The sequence below is a fragment of the Pseudoxanthomonas yeongjuensis genome (assembly GCF_010093345.1).
Classification (GTDB): Bacteria; Pseudomonadota; Gammaproteobacteria; order Xanthomonadales; family Xanthomonadaceae; genus Pseudoxanthomonas_A; species Pseudoxanthomonas_A yeongjuensis.
In genome coordinates this window covers 215,956-232,122 of record NZ_PDWT01000001.1, presented here as the reverse complement: position 1 = coordinate 232,122, position 16,167 = coordinate 215,956, and the positions used below count along the sequence as shown (strand labels likewise).

Below are 16,167 nucleotides of genomic sequence, written 5' to 3'. Positions count from 1 at the left end.
CGCGTCAGCCGAGGATCGCCGCGACCGCCCGTTCCAGCGGAGTGCGCATCGGATCGAAGGCCGGGACGCCCAGTTCGCGTTCCGCCTGCGCCAGTGCGTCCTGCGCCGTGGCTTCGTCCATCGCGAAGGTATTCAGGCTCACTCCCGCCAGGCGTGCGTGCGGATTGGTCCTGCGCGCCATCTCCAGGTAGAGCCGCTCCGCGTCCTTCAGGCTGGGCAACGGATAGTCGGGCCAGCTGACGGTGTGCGTGCGCCGTGGGTCGTGGCACAGGATCAACGCATCCGGCTGCGAGCCGTGCAGCAGACCCAGCGTGACTCCGGCATAGGCCGGATGGAACAGCGAACCCTGGCCTTCGATGAGATCCCAGTGGTCCGGCGCCGCCGCCGGCGAGATGCATTCGGCGGCGCCGGCGATGAAATCGGAGATCACCGCATCGACCGGGATGCCGGCGCCGGCGATCATGATCCCGGTCTGGCCGGTGGCGCGGAAATCGGCGTCCACACCCTGTCCACGCATCGCCCTGGCCAGCGCCAGGGCGGTGTACTTCTTGCCCAGCGCGCAGTCGGTGCCGACCATGGCCACGCGCTTGCCGCTGCGTCGCTTGCCGGTGGCCCGCGGCAAGCCGTCCGGGGGCCTGCGCACATCCACCAGCCGCGCGCCGGAGCCTGCCGCGGCCTGCGCCAGGCCAGGCACGGATTCCAGCGGCGTATGCAGGCCACTGACGATGTCCAGCCCGGCCTCGGTCGCCGCGACCAGCAGCCGGCTCCAATGCGGCGGGATGCTCCCACCCGGCGGAGTGACGCCTAGCACCAGCGAACGCGCGCCCGCGGCGACGGCCGCGGCCGGCCCCAGTTCCGGCAATCCCAGGTCCACCGTTCCGCCGGGCATCCGCGTCTGGCCGATGCAGCTTTCCGCCGCCCAATCGCGCAGCCCGAAGGCGGTCTTCGCCTTCAACGGATTTGTTTCCTCGCCCAGGAACAGCAGATAGGGTTTGCGCAACGCCACCGTGCCGAACGACTGGCTCGCGGCATCCTCGTTTGCTGTCCCCGTCACTTGCTGCCGCTCTGCACTGGTGTGGTCCATGGTCGCTCCTTATCCCTGCACGGGCCTGTTCGGAATGCTCGACATTCGAGCACACATCGGCGCAACTGGAATCGGAAGAAACCCGGATATTCCCCATGGAAAAACCGGCCTTCCAACTTCCCTGCAGTCTCCTGCCCGATGCTTGCCACTGCATTGGGCGGGTGTTAAAAGATGACGGTCGCAATACGGCGGAACAGAGCCATCGACACGACCGACAACCGATGCCCGGGCGCGCACATGCCTGCTTTACCTTCGCTGGTTTTACCTTCGCTGGAGACGACATGTTGATGCTTGATGCCTTCAGCCCCTCCGCCCCCGCGGACAACATGGCCGTCGAGCGCGCAGCGCTGGTGAAGTCGCTCGACATGGGTGCGCTGTGGCAATCCTGTTCGGCCCTGATCAACATGGCGCTGCCTTGCCACTCCTGCAGCCTATTGTTCGATATCGACGATTACCAGCCGCAGCAGGGCAGGCATCACCTGACCGAAACCCGCGACGACGGCGCGCACCTGATCACCAGCCTGGACGTCGCGGCGCCTTACCTGGACGCGAATCCGCGCATCCGCTGGTACACCTTTTCGCAAATCGCCTCGCAGGACGCGCTCGCTCCCGAACGGCTCAGGGCACAGAACCCGACTCCCGGCTGGCGCGAGTTCATCCATCTCGCGTTCTGGGATGGCACACGCCTTGAAGCCGTGCTGAGCATCCGCATCCGCGCCGAGCATGCCTACCTGTCGGAATCCGAACTGTCCTTCCTGAAGGATCTGTATCCGTTGCTGGATGCCAGCCTGCAGCGCATCCGCTCGCTGGAATCCGACCGCATGCGGCGCAAGGCCATCGAGGATCTGCTGTACGAGCTTCCGCTTGCCGCGATCCTCGTCGACGGCGACCTGGCGCCGTCGTACATGTCGCTGGAGGCCAAGCGCGTCTGTCGCCGCTGGAGCGAGGACACGGACAAGGACGGACGCCTGCCGCGGGCGATCGAAGCCCCCCTGCGCCTGTGGATGGAAAGCATGCCGGAGGCGCCGCTCCACCTCGGCAACAGGGCCGCTTTCACGATCGGACACCCTCGCCATCCGGACCTGCGCCTGCGCCTGGAAGTCAGTTCCGCGCCGGGGAATTCCTCCCGCCACACCCAGCACCTGCTGATCCTGACCCCCGACGACGAAACCGATGGAGCGGTCGACATCGACTCGCCGCGCGCATTGTCTTCGCTGAAATGCCTTTCGCCCAGCGAGCGGAAAGTCGCGGGCCTGGTCGCCGCCGGCCTGCGCAACGAGGCGATCGCGCAACGGCTGTGCCGCTCCCGCAAGACGATCGAAAGCCAGATCAGTTCCATCTTCCGCAAGTTGAACATCGCTAACCGCACGCAACTGGCGCGGCTGCTCAACTGATTCGGAAAGCCGCCGTCGCCCGCTCTCCCGTGGCAAGCGCAAACCCGTTTCAATCGCCCGGGACGAACACGAAGTAGTCGTAAGCGGCGCGGGCCACCTGCGCGATCATCCTGTCCCTGGCCCGGTCGCCCTGGTCGGATTTGAGGAAAACCGCGACGACGACATCGCCCTTCCCCGCCGGCAGCGTGATCACGCCCACGTCGTTGATCACTTCGTCGACCGTGCCGGTCTTGTGCGCGACCGGCGTGGCCTCGGGCAGCATGCCCTTGAGCCGATCCTGTCCGGTGCGGCAGTCCAGCAGGATCGTCTTGAGCGCATCGGTCGTGGCGGGCTTGAGCGCCTTGCCTTCCCAGACCAGCCTGAGCAGCGACGCCATGCCTGCGGGCGTGCTGGTGTCGCGGGGATCGTCGTTGTACAGGCGGGTGAAACGGTGGCGTTCCTCCGCACTTCTTTTCGCCGAGTCCAGCAGCGCGTAATCGGCCGGGCTGACCGGTTTCGAAGGCGATGCATCCAGCTTGCCGAGATAATGCGACAGCATTTCCCAGATGTAGCGATCGACACGGATTCCCTGCACGCCCAATGCGCGCATCCGTGCGTTCACCGCCGCAGCGCCGCCACCCAACCGGATCAGGATGTCGGTGGCGTTGTTGTCGCTGACCGTCAGCATCATGTGCAGCAGGTCGCGGAGGGTGATGGCCGAACCAGGGGTCAGGTGGATATCCACGGGACCGCCCATCGAGGGATAGATGTCCCCTTCCTTCAGCAGCACCTGCTGGCGCAGGTCCAGCTTGCCCTCGTCGACCAGGCCGAGGATATGCACCGCCACCGGCACCTTGACCGTGCTGGCCATGGGAAAACCGACCTCCGCGTTCGCATGGGCGGTGCGTCCGCTGCGAAGGTCGAGCGCGTATACGCCGGCCTCCCCGTCGAAGGACGACACCAGGCGATCCAGTTCCTGCTGCAGACCGCTGGCGCCGGCAGGCGCGTTGTCGGCGGCAACCGACGTGGGGCAAAACAGGAGGAATACCAGCGCCGTCAGGATCGACCTGACCAGGGAACGGGCCGGGCCCGGGCGCAATGGCATTGGCACGGCAAATCCACTCATTTTTTTCTCTCCGTCGGGAATACGTGGATCAGGGCATCGTGGTGGCGGCGCAGAGCTGATGCCCGAAGAAACGCGGCGTGGCCTGGTCGATGCGCAGGATGTCGGCGTAGCGCAACAGGTGATGCGTCGTGGCGCACGATCAAGGCCCGATGATCGATGCCGCGTTCGTGCGCCGCCGCGCCAGGTCGATGGCCAGTTCGACATCGACGTTGCGGGCGCCACCGGGACGATCGGGGCCTCCGTCAGGGTTTGTCCGGTCGTGCCGGCTCCAGTACCCGCGCCTTGCGCAGCGCCTGCAGCACCGGCTCCAGCGGCAGCGCCGCGGCGGTGCCGCGATGGCCATGCACGGTGCGCGCGCGGAACAGCGAATTGAGGATGGCTTCCTCGGTCGCCTCGGCCGCGGCTTGGAACAGCGGCGACATGCTCTCGCCGGCGAGGCTGCGCGCCGGCTGCACCGGTGCGTCCGGATCGCGCAGGTTGTCCTTGGCCGTGGAGAAGGCGATGACATAGTCGCCGGAACCGTTCGACATCACCGAACCGGTTCGCGCCAGCCCGACCAGCGCGCGCCGCGCCAGCCGCTGCAATTGCGCCGCGTCCAGCGGCGCGTCGGTCGCCACCACCATCATGATGCTGCCATCGCCGCTGCTCGGCGGCGGAACCGCAAGACTGCGCGCGTACTCAGCCGGATCCGGCAAGGCCTTCCAGACCGGCACCCCGGCCACGGTCAGCTCACCGCCGAAGTTGCTCTGCACCAGAACGCCCACCGTGTAACCGCCGTCGGCATGCGCCAGGAGCCGCGAACTGGTGCCGATGCCGCCCTTCCAGCCGAACGCGACCGTGCCGGCGCCCGCACCGACATCGCCTTCACCGACATCGCCATAGGACGGTTCGGTCAGCGCCTGTTCCACCAGGGCCGGGGTCAGCGGCCGCGCGCGGATATCGCTGAGGTAACCATCGTTGGTTTCGCCCACCACCGGATTGATCGATCGCACCTGCTCCATTCCCGGCTGCCGCAGCAGCCAGTCCACAGTGGCGTCGGCGACCTTCCAGGTGCTCAGCGTTCCGGTCAGCAGGATCGGCGTTTCCAACTCGCCCAGTTCCTGCACCTGGGTGATGCCGGCCAGCTTGCCGAAGCCATTGCCGACGACGATCGCCGCCGGCACCCGTTGCCGGTACAGATTGCCGGCGTGCGGCAGGATCGCGGTGACGCCGGTATGCAGACGCGTGCCTTCGGCCAGCGTGGCATGGCCGACACCGACCCCGGCCACATCGGTGATCGCATTACGCGGACCGGTCGGCAACGTACCGATGACAACCCCGATCTCGCGCGCACGCGGGCGCTGCTCGGCAGCCGTGGCAGGCAGCGCCGCACTGGCCACAACCAGGACATGCAACAGGATGGACCGGAGTTTCATCTGAGAAAAATCCCTCTTCGCGCAAGAATGCAAAAGTCATGGGCATTACGCCGCAAACACCCTCCATGCTGGGGCAGGCGCCACCCGGGCGCATCAGTGGAAATCCCTAATTCCGGCCACGGCACGAGCTTCGTGACGCGCACCGGCATCCAAGCCCCGGAGGCATGATGCGGACAGATGAAGAAAGAGCCACGCGGATCGGATATGCCGTCCCACGCGATCCCGGTATGCGCGGGCGGATCATGCGCCGTGGCCCCGCAGGAATCGCAACCCGGGGTTTCCCCATGCTTCCACTGCAATGCCAATGCCCCCGAGCGGATCGGGCTTGAACCCGCGCGCATGGCGAGATCCCGGTGGCGACGAACCGCGACCGACCACAGCCCGTTCGCGCGATGGCAGTCTTGCGAATCGCCTGGCCCCGGCACCAGGATCGATCAATGCCGCTTCGCATCGATGGCACCAATCGCAGGCCCGCAATTGCATACGCGCATCCGCGACCGCAGACTAACGCCACAAGCAACGAGCCGCCCTCTCCCCTATGCCTCTCCCCACACCCATACGCGCCGCCCTGCTGATGCTCGGCAGCACCATGGCCTTCGGCATGATGGCGGTGGCCATCCGCCTGGCCACGGCGTACGTGCCTACCCTGGAAGTGGCGTTCTTCCGCAACGCCTTCGGCCTGCTCGCACTGCTGCCGATCCTGCTTCGCCCGGGCCACGCATCCCTGCGCACCCGGCAACTGCCGCGCTACTTCCTGCGCAGCGTGATCGGCCTGGGCTCGATGCTGTGCGGGTTCTGGGCACTGGGCCACCTGCCGCTGACCCAGGCGGTCTCGCTGTCGTATTCGACCCCGCTGTTCGTCACCATCGCCGCGGTGCTGTGGCTGGGCGAAACCGTGCGCATGCGCCGCTGGGGGGCGGTGATCATCGGCTTCATCGGCGTGCTGGTGATCGTGCGTCCGGGCTCCACGGATTTCACTCCCGGCACCCTGATCGCCGTGCTCGCCGCGGTACTCAGCGCGCTGGTCGCCATCCAGATCAAGCAGCTGACCCGGATCGACGGCGCCGACACGGTCGTGTTCTACACCTATGTGTTCTGGGTGCCGCTGTCGCTGGTTCCGGCGTTGTTCGTGTGGGTGTGGCCGTCCGGCATCGCCTGGCTGTGGCTGGCGGCCACGGGCATGTTCGGCACGCTGGGGCAATTGCTGTGGACGCGCGCGTTGCGGTTGGGCGAAGTCTCCGCGCTGACCCCGATCAGCTTCATGCAACTGCCGCTGGTGGCTTTGTTCGGATGGTGGCTGTTCGACGAATCGCTGGATCGGTGGACGATCATAGGTGTGGGCATCATCCTCGGCGCGAATGCCTATATCGCCCACCGCGAAGCGCTTCTGGCCCGGCGTGCGGCGACCCAGTCGCCCACCGCTGCGGCGAAGCCCGGCGAATAGCCGCTCCCCACCCAATCACGAAACCCAGGAAAAACCGCCATGGCCATGTCCGAATCCGATATCCAGAAAGGCTGGATCTACCGCACCAGCCACAACCAGGAGCGCCTGGTGCTGGGCTGGGACCGCGACGGCCGCGTGGTCTATTGTTCGAAGGGCAAGGACGCGGAGCGGCCATTCGAGAACTGCCATGTGCGCATCACCGGCTTGAAGTTCGCCCAGCGTGCGATCGGCAAGGTCAGGCAGATCGAGGACCTGAAGCCCTATCTGATCGCGAACAAGGCGACCACGGTAGTCGTGCGCTGACCCGCGACAAGAAAGTCGGGAGGCTTTTCCCCTCGTCGCCTGCGGAATCGCGGGCATTCCACTGAAATGGCGGGCGACTTCGCCGCGCGCCAGCAGCGACGCCTGCAACCGGACGATGGCCGCCGCCGCGCCATGTCTCGCCAAGGGCCAAGGCATGACCCCCGATACCGGGGGCCATGCATGGTGGATTGCGAAGTGCTTAAAGGTCGAAGCCGAAACCGACGCCTGCCGACTTCTCGCCGCTGCTGAAAGCGCCACCCAGCGAGAATGAACCACGGCTGCCAACGCGCTTGCCATAACCGATGGACAAGGCCTGTTCGCCACCCTGGAAGCCCGCACCCACCGCAATGCGCCCGCGCGGAGTCTGCGAACCGGCCGCATTGATGGCCATGTTCATCATCGCCGAGCTCATCGCGCCCTGACGGTCGATCCGGCGATCCTGGTGTTCTAAGCGACGTTCCACCTCGCTGCGGAAACCGCCGATATCGAAGTCGAAGGCCGCGATCGCGGCATCGGTATAAGCATTGGCCGATTCCAGGGTTTCGGTGGCCTGTATGTCCGTGTAGTTGTTCGCGGACTCCAGGGTCGCCGCATCGCCTGCGTCGGCGTGGGTGTTGGCCGAACTCAACGTCACTGCCGATTGCGTGTCGGTGTAGGTGTTGGCCGAAACCAACGTCGCCGCATCGCCTGCGTCGGCATGGGCATTGGCACTGGCCAACGTCACCGCCGATTGCGTGTCGGTGTAGGTGTTGGCCGAAACCAGCGTCGCCGCATCGCCTGCGTCGGCATAAGTGCTGGCGGAAGCCAGTGTGGCGACGTCGCCGGCATCGGCATATGCATTCGCCTGCGTCAGCGTGACCGCACTGGCATTGGCGACTTGGCTGTCGGTATAACCATTGGCACTGGTCAGCGTATCGGCCGCCACCGTGTCGGTGTAGCTGTTGGCGCTGGCCAGCGTGTCGGCGGCCACTGTGTCGGTGTAGCTGTTGGCACTGGCCAGCGTATCGGCCGCCACCGTGTCGGTGTAGCTGTTGGCACTGGTCAGCGTGTCGGCCGCCACCGTGTCGGTGTAGTCGTTGGCATCGGCCAAGATCCCGGCTGTGGCCGTGTCGGTGTAGGTATTTGCGCCCGCCAACGTCGCGGCGTCGCCTGCTTCCATCTGCTCCAGGTTCACCGCATCGGTAGCCAGAGTGCCGGCTGCGACGCTGGTGATCTGGCGTTCCGCGCCTGCGCTTCCTACTGATACCGAATCGGCACGATCAGCGATGGAACCCGCGCCGAGCGCGACACTGTTGTCCGCACTCGCATCGGACAGCGCGCCAATGGCGGTGCTGCTGCTGTTGTTGGCCATGCTGCCTGCACCGATCGCGGTGCCGAAATCGCCCACAGCACTGCTGCTGGAGCCGATGGCGCTGCTGTATATCCCAGCAGCGCTGGCGCTGTCGCCGACAGCAGTGCTGTTGTCGCCCGAAGCGGTAGTGCCAATGCCCATTGCGGTGCTCTGCACGCCCGACGCCGTGCTGTTGGCACCGTATGCGGAACTGCCTGTGCCCATTGCGATGCTATTGGTGCCGAATGCCGCCGCGAAATCGCCTTCGGCCGACGCGCCTTGTCCGCAGGCGATAGCCAGCGAGCCGATGGCCACAGCGCCTCCGGTAGTAGTGCCGCCTATACCGTCGTCGAGCACGCAGGTCTCGCCCGCCCACGCGGGCGAAGTGACGAGGATCAGTGCAGCGGCAAGGATGTTCTTATGCAAAGTCTTCAAGGTAACCCCCTGGTCGGAACTCGTTCGGAATGGAAATCGGAATGCGGAGCGGACAGGCCCGGATCCTTGGCGGGATCCGGGCCGGGAGAGTGCGCTATGGCATGACGGTCAACGCCACGCGCACGGCCGTTTTCGGCCTGGTCGGGTCGTTGCTGCCCACGCACACATAGCCAGCGCGTGTCCCGGGTGTCAGGCCGACCGTGTTGATCTGGACCTGTACGGTGCGATTCGCGGCACCCGGGGCGATCTGCCCGATTGCGCCCGTGGCATTTCCGATCCACGGCGCACCGCAGGCGAAAGCCGCCTGCATATTGAACGCCAGGCCGGCGAAGCCGGTGGAAGCAGTCCAGGTGCCGGTGCCGGCAGTGCCCGGGGTGATGGCCTGGAAGGTGTTGTCGCCGGTGGTGCTGGCGAACCACACCCAGCGATTGGCGAAGCTGCTGTGCGAATGCACGATCAACCAGTAGCGGCCCGGGGCCAGATTCACATTCTGTCCGGCCGCGGCCAGGTTGAGGGTGATGTTGGCGCCCTCGACGATCACGCCGGCGGAGGTCGGCGATGCGCTGTAACTCCAGACCGCCACGCCCGGCGAGGTCTGCGGATTGCCTTCCGGATTCCCAGCCACGTCGCGATAGATGGACCAGGTCAGGCCGAACGTTGTCGTTGCCAACGGCTGGCCGCTGGAAACGAAGCCTTCGGTGAACAGACGACTCACTGCACCCGACTCGGTCATGGTGAAGTCATCGGCGGAATACTGGCCCGGATTACCGGCAGTGGCGGGATCGGCATATCGGGTGCTGCGGAAGCCGCTGCTGACCGCGCCCCTCGGTGCATCCACCAGCGTGCGCATGCCCGATCCCGTGTTGTCGACCTGATAGTCCAGGCGCGAACCACCGGTATTGCCGACGGTGAAGGAGACCGAGCCGCTACCGCCGGCCGGCAGACTGAGTGCGATGCTGGCCGGGTTCACCGCGATGACCGCCGGCGGCACGCGTACCGCGATCGGCAGGCGCAGGATCGGCTGGGTGGTATTGCCGCCCTGCGGCGTAATCACCAGCTTGCCGAAGTTCCACGTTGCCCTGGGCAGGGATCCGGTGCTGATGGTCACTTTGACCGACTTGGTTTCGCCCGGGTTGAGGCTGATCAGCGATGGCGACACCAGGGCGGTCATGCCCTGCACTTTCACCGTCCACGATTGGCGGGTGGTCAGCACGTTGCGGAACACGCGGGTGAATGTGCAACTGTCAGCGCAACTGGCCTTGCCCAGGCTGGGGAGGTTCAGCGAGGACACATCGCCACCGGTTGCCGGGTTCGCCGCAAGGAAATTGGCGGTGGTCTCGTTCATGACCAGGCCCGCACGCAGCGCCTGGTCGACCTGGACGCGGCCTGCGCCCATGTCGAACGCATTCGCCGGAGTGACCGAATTTTCCTTGAAGACCTCCTGCTTGGCGGTCATCATCAATGCGGACTTGATCTCCTGCACGGTCCAGGCCGGCTTCGCCTGGCGCAACAGGCCGGCCGCGCCTGCTTGGTGCGGGGACGCCATCGAGGTGCCGTTGTAGAGCTCCAGTGCGTTTTCGGAACCGGTGACGGCAGTGCCGGACACGACTCCCAGCACGCCGACACCGGGCGCGGTCAGGTCAGGCTTGACCAGATCGAACGTGCCCGCCGGACCACGCGAACTGAAGTCGCCCAATACATCCGGCGTGTTTGGCAGCGCCACCGCCGGATAACCGATCGCAAGCGTGGTATTGGCATTCGCGGCTGCGAAGTCGCGCACGGCATCGCCGTCGGCCTGGGTCATGCCGAAGCTGGGAATGGTGGTGCCCGTTACCGTCGGCGCAATGACGCCGGTCGTGTTGTTGGCAATGAGGGTGGCAATGGCACCCGCCGCGGCCGCGTTGTTGACCTTGATCGAAAACGAGCAGGTGCCGCGACGGATCAGGGCAACTGCATTCTGGAAGGTTCCCGCCGGGTACGCATCGCATCCGTCGTTGACACTGTTGATGCCGGCGCTGACGCGCAACGCGGTGGTGCCGGGGAGCGACGAGGTGAGGCTTACGCTATCCGCACCCACGTTGATCTCGATTGCCCGCAGCGCGGCCGGGACGGTACCCGGACCGGTGACCTGCATCAGGATGCCGAACTCGCCGCGCCCGTGTGTTGCAGCAGCGGTGGACGCCGTCCACGGCTCCAGATGGCCGGCCGTGCTGGCGGCCGGACCGGAGTTGCCGGCGGAGGTCGCGATGTAGATGCCGGCATCGGTGGCATTCAGGAACGCCAGCGAAACCGCCTCGCTCCATGGCTGGGCACCGCCGCCGACCGAGTAGTTGATGACGTCGACGATGCCATCGGCGATGGCCTGGTCGATGGCGTCAACCGCGGAGACGTTGGGGCACAGGCCCTGGCCGGTGATGGTGTTGGTATAGCAGATGTCATAGGCAATGATGTTGGCGCGCGGCGCGACCCCGGAGAGGTGCACGGGGGCGCTCTTGTACTGGGCAGTCCGCGCATTGCCTGCGGCGGTGGACGCCGTATGGCTACCGTGGCCATTGGTATCGCCGAAACCCGGCTCCTCGCGTATGCCGGCCTGGCCGCAGGTGTTGGCACGGGCGGTGCAGACGAAATCATAGCCACCGATGAGCTTGGCGTTGCAACGACCCGCATCCACGCCGCCGCTGGCGCAAGTGCCCAGGTAGTTGCCGTCGCCCAGCGGATTGACATGCTGGTAGCCACTCTCGTCCTGAGCCGCGAACGAAGGGCTGCCGAAATTGATACCGGAATCGAGGATGCCGAAGACCACTCCCTCGCCGCGGTAACGGGTGGGGGTGGCATTCCAGAGGGCCGGCGCGCCAATCAGCGTCGGACCGGTGTCGGTGTCCATCTGGTATTCGCGGTACTCCTCGACGAATGCGACTTCCGGCAGCTTGCGCACGCGTTGCGCTTCGGTCTCGCTCATCGATGCGATGGCTGCGTTGAGCGCGTGCTGCAGGCGGCGGTCGACCTGCAGCGGGCGGCCAATCAGGTTGCGGATCTTCGATTCATGCGCTATTTGCCTGCCTTGCAGGTAACGCACGTAATCGCGCGAACGAGCGCCATTGACCGACACGCGCCCGGAACGCGATTTCATCCGGTCCGGCGCGGGCAGGTTCCTGATCTCGCCCTTGTAGCTGGCCAGCGGAGCCTCCCGGTATACGATGATGTACTTGTTGTTGTGCCGCACCGCATTGTCACTGGCGGATGCTGGAGCCTTGCCCGCAGCGGCCGCCGGCACGCTTGTGGCGCTATGCGCTCCATTCGGATTCATCGCACTGCGCACAGCCACCACACTCGCGGCGGCGGCGGCCAGCACGGCGACGCCTGCGAATGCCAGGCCTATCCACTTGTTCCTGATCAACCACGTCCTAGACATGTTTTCCCCTTGGTTTTCGATCTGGAGGTGTGCGCCAACCCCATGGCGCACACAGATGCACTGCACTTTGAACGCCCGATTCGGGATTCCTTGCGGGCCCGGCGCCGACGACACTCCGTCCGGGGCCCGCAAAAAAAATGCGGGCCTTTGCCCGCAGCGCTCCCCAGCGCCTAGCTGAACGATACCTCATCTTTGTGAGCCGCAACACATTTTTCGCGAGCCACATCGAACGAGCGCCAGCCCTATTGCGGGACGATGCACCGATAAACAGGGATCAGAGTACTAATTCTCTAGGCGCCCCCTTAGAAAAGCGAAAACAGAAATGCGCTCTGGACTACCCCTGTTTACATACCCGATCGCGAACAGGCGACCACGGTGGCGGTGCGCTGATCGCGAAAGAGAAAATCAGGACGCGTTTTCCTTGTCCGACTGGCGGATGTGTTCCGCCAGCCTGGACTTCGCCGGATCGAGCTTTTCGGCACTCGCTTCCAGCAGCGGCGTGACGTAACGCTTGCGCAATGCGGCGCCTTCCTCGCGCTTGCCGTAGTAGTCGAGCGCCTCGCCCAGCTGCCACGCCGCTTCGATGGTCTTGGCATCGTCCTCGCCCAGCTTCGCGCGCCGCATTTCCAGCAGTTCGCGATAGGCACCGATCTCGTTGGCGGAATCGCCCCTGTCTTCCGACGCATGCGCCACGATCTTCAGCGCCTCCTGCAGTTGCGGATGGGCGGGTTCCAGCACCTCGCGCGCCAGCGGCAGCACGCGCTGCAATTCCTTCAACGCCGCCGCGGGCTGGCCGGCCTGCTGCAGCGACCCGGCGTGATTGATCATGATGAAGAGCGTGTCCGGATGCCTTGGGCCGAGTACGCGGATGCGCGCATCGATGACCTTCTGCTGCAATGCCAGCGCGGACTTGAAGTCCTCCAGCCGCGCGTAAAGCGTCGACAGGTTCAGCATCCCCCGCAGGGTCTGCGGATTGTCCGGGCCGAGCACGCGGGTGCGCGCCTCGACGACGGCCAGCCCCTCCGGCAAGGCTTCCTTGGCCTGTCCCGAATCCATCAGCATGTTGACCAGGTTGCCGCGTGCAGCGAGGGTGGCCGGATGCTCGCTGCCCAGCCGGCGGATCTGCGTGGCCACCAGTCCGCGCTGCAGCTCGGCGGCACTCCCGAAGTCGCCATCCATCGCGCGCATGCTGGCCAGGCTGCCGATGGCGAACAGGGTGTCCTTGCTGTCGGCGCCGAACACCGCCGTGCTCAACGGCACCTGTTTTTCCATGAGCGCGCGCCCGGCCTTGATCTCGCCGGAACGCGCCAGGGTCACGGCCAGGCTGGTCGCGGCCTGCATGGTCAGCTGGTCGCGTTCGCCATAGGCGGCAAGCGCGCGCGCATGGATTTCCCGCTGCATGCGCAACGCGCGCGGCCGGTCGCCCAACGCGGCGATGGCGTCGCTCTGCACCAGCTCCATGCCGAGGTGGATGCGGTCGCCCGGCAGCAGTGCGGGGGCAGCGGCCATCGCCTTGTCGAGCACCGCGATCGCATCCTTGGGCCGGGCCGCGTTGAGCAGTGCATTGGCCTGTTCGCGCCTCGCTTCCAGGGTGGTTGCCGCCATCGGCCCGGCTACGCCGGCGCGGTAATCGGCGACCTGGCGGAAACCTTCCGCCGCTTCCGCATACAGGCCCAGGGCGTTGCGCACCCGCGCCACCGATTCGCGCAGGTCCGCGGCCAGCGCGGGTTCGCCGGCGAAATCGCGGGCGATGGCCTGTTCGGCGCCGGCCAGGATGTTGCGCTCGATCAGTCCGCGGGCCAGGTCGCTGGTGCTGGCATGGCCCAGTGCTTGCTCCAACGCCGCGGTGTCGGCGGGATCGGCCTGCGCGACCTGTCCGCGCAGGTCGTTGGCCATGCCCAGGCCCATGGCTTCGATATCAATGTCTTCCAGCATCGATTGCTGGAAAGCGGAGACCTTGCCCAACTCGATGCTGCGTTGTTCGGCGACCGCGCGTTGTTCGCGCGCCTGCTGCAAGCCGTACAGCGACAGCGCCAGCCCGCCGACCAGGGCGCAGGCCACCAGACTCGCCGCCGCCAATGCGCCACGATGGCGGCGGGCGAACTTGCCCCACACGTAACCGCGGCTGGCCGGCACCGCCAGCAGCGGACGGCCATCGAGGAAACGCTGCAGGTCCTCGCCCATTTCCGCGGCGGAGGCATAACGCCCGCCGCGGTCGTGGTTCATGGCTTTCAGCACCACCCAGTCCAGCTCGCCACGCAGCATCCGGCGCATGCCAGACAGGCTCACGCCCTGGGCCTGCGCGACCTGTTGCGCCTGCCCCGGCGGAAGCGTGGCCAGTTGCTCGGAGGGACGGCGCACCGTCGTGTCGGCGGTGCCGGCAATGGTTTCATGCGTGGCCGAAGGGCGGCTGCCCGCCAGCAGTTCGTACAGGACCACACCCAGCGAATACACATCGCTGCGCGTATCGACCGCGCCCGCGACATCCGGATCGGCACCGGCCTGTTCCGGGCTCATGTAGTCGGGCGTGCCGGCGCGTTCGCCGGCTTCATTGCCCGACGCCAGCGAGGCCGCCGTGGCGATGCCGAAATCGATGATCTTGGGAGCCGGTTTTCCATCCACCTCGTCGACCAGCAGGTTGCCCGGCTTCAGGTCGCGATGGATGACGCCCTTCTGGTGCGCGTGCTGCACGCCCTGGCAGACATGGATGAACAACCCGATGCGCTGGCGCAGCGGCAGCGCGCGCTCTCCGCAATAACGGTTGATCGGAGTGCCGTCGATGAACTCCATGGCGAAGTACGGGTGGCCTTCCGCGGTGGCGCCCGCGTCGTAGACCTGGGCGATGCCCGGGTGGCGCATCTGCGCCAGCATCTGCCGCTCCACTTCGAAATAGGCCAGGTGCCGGGCATCCAGGCGCTGCCGCAGCAGCAGTTTCAACGCAACCGTGCGCCGTACCGGTTCGAGTTGCTCGGCGCGATAGACCTCGCCCATGCCGCCGCGGCCAAGCAGCGATTCGATGCGGTAGCGGCCCACGCGCGTGCCGGCAGCCAGCGTTTCGCCCGCCTGCGCGGCGGCCTGCGGCACGCGTGCCGGCAGGATCTCAGTCGGGTCCGGATCGTCCGGCGGGTCATGCGGGTTCATGCCATCCCCCTGTCGATAGCGGATCCATCTTAGCGGATGCGCCGGTGCCGAAGCGGCCATGGGCTACACTTCACGCGCTCATTCCGGCGCATCGCGCATGGCCCCCAAAGACGAAAACCCCGCCACCACGCAACGCACGATGCTCAGCGCCGGGCCGCATCGCGCCGGGCCGCGTTCGGCCTGCGTGGTGGTGATCCATGGCGAAGGACTTGGCCGGCGCGCGGACGTGGACGAGCGCGCGGTGGTGGTGGGACGTTCGCAGGAAGCCGACCTGCACATCCCGCACAGGAGCGTATCGCGGCAGCACTGCCAGGTCTGGCGCGACGGCGACGAATACCGGATCCGCGACCTGCAGGCCACCAATCCCACCCAGGTCAACGACCAGGCGATCGAGGAGGCCGTGCTGGTCGATGGCGACCACATCACCCTGGGCGAGAGCATCCTCAAGTTCATCAGCCACTGCAGCGTGGAGGCGCGCTACCACGAGGAGATCTACCAGCTCGCCACCCACGACTCGCTGACCGACCTGCACAACCGCCGCCATTTCATCGAGATGGCGGACAAGGAGATCGCGCGCGCCATGCGCCATCGACGCGTGCTGACCATGTGCATCATCGATGTGGACCTGTTCAAGCCGGTCAACGACCGCTACGGCCACATCTCCGGCGACAACGTGCTGCGCCAGATCGCCGGCGTGCTGCGCCGGCACGTACGCAGCGACGATTTCGCCGCGCGCATCGGCGGCGAGGAATTCGCCGTGCTTTTGCCCGAATGCGACATCGACGCAGCCTATGGTTTCGCCGAACGCCTGCGCCAGGCCATCGCCGGGGCCGAATTCAGGCCGGGCAACGAAGCCCAGACCATCACCATAAGCATCGGCGTTGCAGCGATGAACGCCGAACGCGACACCTGCAGCCGGATGATGGCTGCGGCCGATGCCGCGCTCTATCGCGCCAAGAGCCAGGGTCGCAACCAGGTGTGCATCCAGGACTGATGCCGCTTTGCCCCCAATGGACTTCATCCGGTACGTGGATCCGGGCTTGCCCGGATTCCGTTACCCGCTTTACAGATCCGGGCCTGCTCGGATGTTTTTCGCGAAGATCA

10 protein-coding genes are annotated in these 16,167 nt (G+C 66.2%); 4 read left to right on the top strand and 6 right to left on the bottom strand.

Features of this window, described 5'->3' with window-relative positions; all coding sequences use genetic code 11:
- Positions 1-4: 4 nt before the first annotated feature.
- Positions 5-1,084 carry an N-acetyltransferase DgcN family protein gene (locus tag CSC74_RS01100; RefSeq protein WP_162312581.1) on the bottom strand — a complete coding sequence of 360 codons (1,080 nt, stop codon included), beginning with the start codon at positions 1,082-1,084 and terminating at the stop codon, positions 5-7.
- Between the two features lie 281 nt (positions 1,085-1,365).
- Between CSC74_RS01100 and CSC74_RS01095 the strand changes: the two genes are divergently transcribed.
- Complete coding sequence (locus CSC74_RS01095) at positions 1,366-2,478, top strand: helix-turn-helix transcriptional regulator (protein ID WP_162312580.1); 1,113 nt, start codon at positions 1,366-1,368, stop codon at positions 2,476-2,478.
- A gap of 49 nt (positions 2,479-2,527) precedes the next feature.
- Here CSC74_RS01095 and bla read toward each other — a convergent pair whose 3' ends face one another.
- Positions 2,528-3,583, bottom strand: a complete 1,056-nt coding sequence (gene bla / locus CSC74_RS01090) for a class A beta-lactamase (protein ID WP_162312579.1) — start codon at positions 3,581-3,583, stop codon at positions 2,528-2,530.
- 242 nt (positions 3,584-3,825) lie between these two features.
- Positions 3,826-4,998, bottom strand: a complete 1,173-nt coding sequence (locus tag CSC74_RS01085; RefSeq protein WP_162312578.1) for a DmpA family aminopeptidase — start codon at positions 4,996-4,998, stop codon at positions 3,826-3,828.
- 538 nt (positions 4,999-5,536) lie between these two features.
- On the opposite strand from CSC74_RS01085, the gene CSC74_RS01080 reads away from it, so the two are divergent.
- Together CSC74_RS01080 and CSC74_RS01075 are read left to right on the top strand one after the other, a co-directional pair.
- Positions 5,537-6,442: a DMT family transporter gene (locus tag CSC74_RS01080; RefSeq protein WP_162312577.1), complete on the top strand. Its 906-nt coding sequence runs from the start codon at positions 5,537-5,539 to the stop codon at positions 6,440-6,442.
- A 39-nt stretch (positions 6,443-6,481) separates the two neighbouring features.
- Positions 6,482-6,745: a hypothetical protein gene (locus CSC74_RS01075; RefSeq protein ID WP_162312576.1), complete on the top strand. Its 264-nt coding sequence runs from the start codon at positions 6,482-6,484 to the stop codon at positions 6,743-6,745.
- Positions 6,746-6,944: 199 nt separating this feature from the next.
- On the opposite strand, the gene CSC74_RS01070 is transcribed toward CSC74_RS01075, so the two are convergent.
- The 3 genes from CSC74_RS01070 to CSC74_RS01060 form a co-directional block, all read right to left on the bottom strand.
- The gene (locus CSC74_RS01070; RefSeq protein WP_246192893.1) at positions 6,945-8,510 is read right to left on the bottom strand and encodes a YadA-like family protein; all 1,566 of its coding nucleotides are present in this window, start codon (positions 8,508-8,510) and stop codon (positions 6,945-6,947) included.
- A 94-nt stretch (positions 8,511-8,604) separates the two neighbouring features.
- On the bottom strand, positions 8,605-11,922 hold the full coding sequence (locus CSC74_RS17630) for a S8 family serine peptidase (protein ID WP_162312575.1): 3,318 nt from the start codon (positions 11,920-11,922) through the stop codon (positions 8,605-8,607).
- Between the two features lie 405 nt (positions 11,923-12,327).
- Positions 12,328-15,063, bottom strand: coding sequence for a serine/threonine-protein kinase (locus tag CSC74_RS01060; RefSeq protein WP_162312574.1), 2,736 nt, complete (start codon positions 15,061-15,063; stop codon positions 12,328-12,330).
- Between the two features lie 97 nt (positions 15,064-15,160).
- Here CSC74_RS01060 and CSC74_RS01055 point away from each other — a divergent pair, with 97 nt between their 5' ends.
- Complete coding sequence (locus CSC74_RS01055; protein ID WP_162312573.1) at positions 15,161-16,057, top strand: GGDEF domain-containing protein; 897 nt, start codon at positions 15,161-15,163, stop codon at positions 16,055-16,057.
- The last annotated feature ends 110 nt before the right edge of the window (positions 16,058-16,167 follow it).

Bases quoted from the DNA above. Each gene is read 5' to 3' on its own strand.
- CSC74_RS01080 (WP_162312577.1), top strand. From the start codon at position 5,537: ATGCCTCTCCCCACACCCATACGCGCCGCCCTGCTGATGCTCGGCAGC.
- CSC74_RS01095 (WP_162312580.1), top strand. From the start codon at position 1,366: ATGTTGATGCTTGATGCCTTCAGCCCCTCCGCCCCCGCGGACAACATG.
- CSC74_RS01085 (WP_162312578.1), bottom strand. From the start codon at position 4,998: ATGAAACTCCGGTCCATCCTGTTGCATGTCCTGGTTGTGGCCAGTGCG.
- bla (WP_162312579.1), bottom strand. From the start codon at position 3,583: ATGAGTGGATTTGCCGTGCCAATGCCATTGCGCCCGGGCCCGGCCCGT.
- CSC74_RS17630 (WP_162312575.1), bottom strand. From the start codon at position 11,922: ATGTCTAGGACGTGGTTGATCAGGAACAAGTGGATAGGCCTGGCATTC.
- CSC74_RS01075 (WP_162312576.1), top strand. From the start codon at position 6,482: ATGGCCATGTCCGAATCCGATATCCAGAAAGGCTGGATCTACCGCACC.
- CSC74_RS01060 (WP_162312574.1), bottom strand. From the start codon at position 15,063: ATGAACCCGCATGACCCGCCGGACGATCCGGACCCGACTGAGATCCTG.
- CSC74_RS01055 (WP_162312573.1), top strand. From the start codon at position 15,161: ATGGCCCCCAAAGACGAAAACCCCGCCACCACGCAACGCACGATGCTC.
- CSC74_RS01100 (WP_162312581.1), bottom strand. From the start codon at position 1,084: ATGGACCACACCAGTGCAGAGCGGCAGCAAGTGACGGGGACAGCAAAC.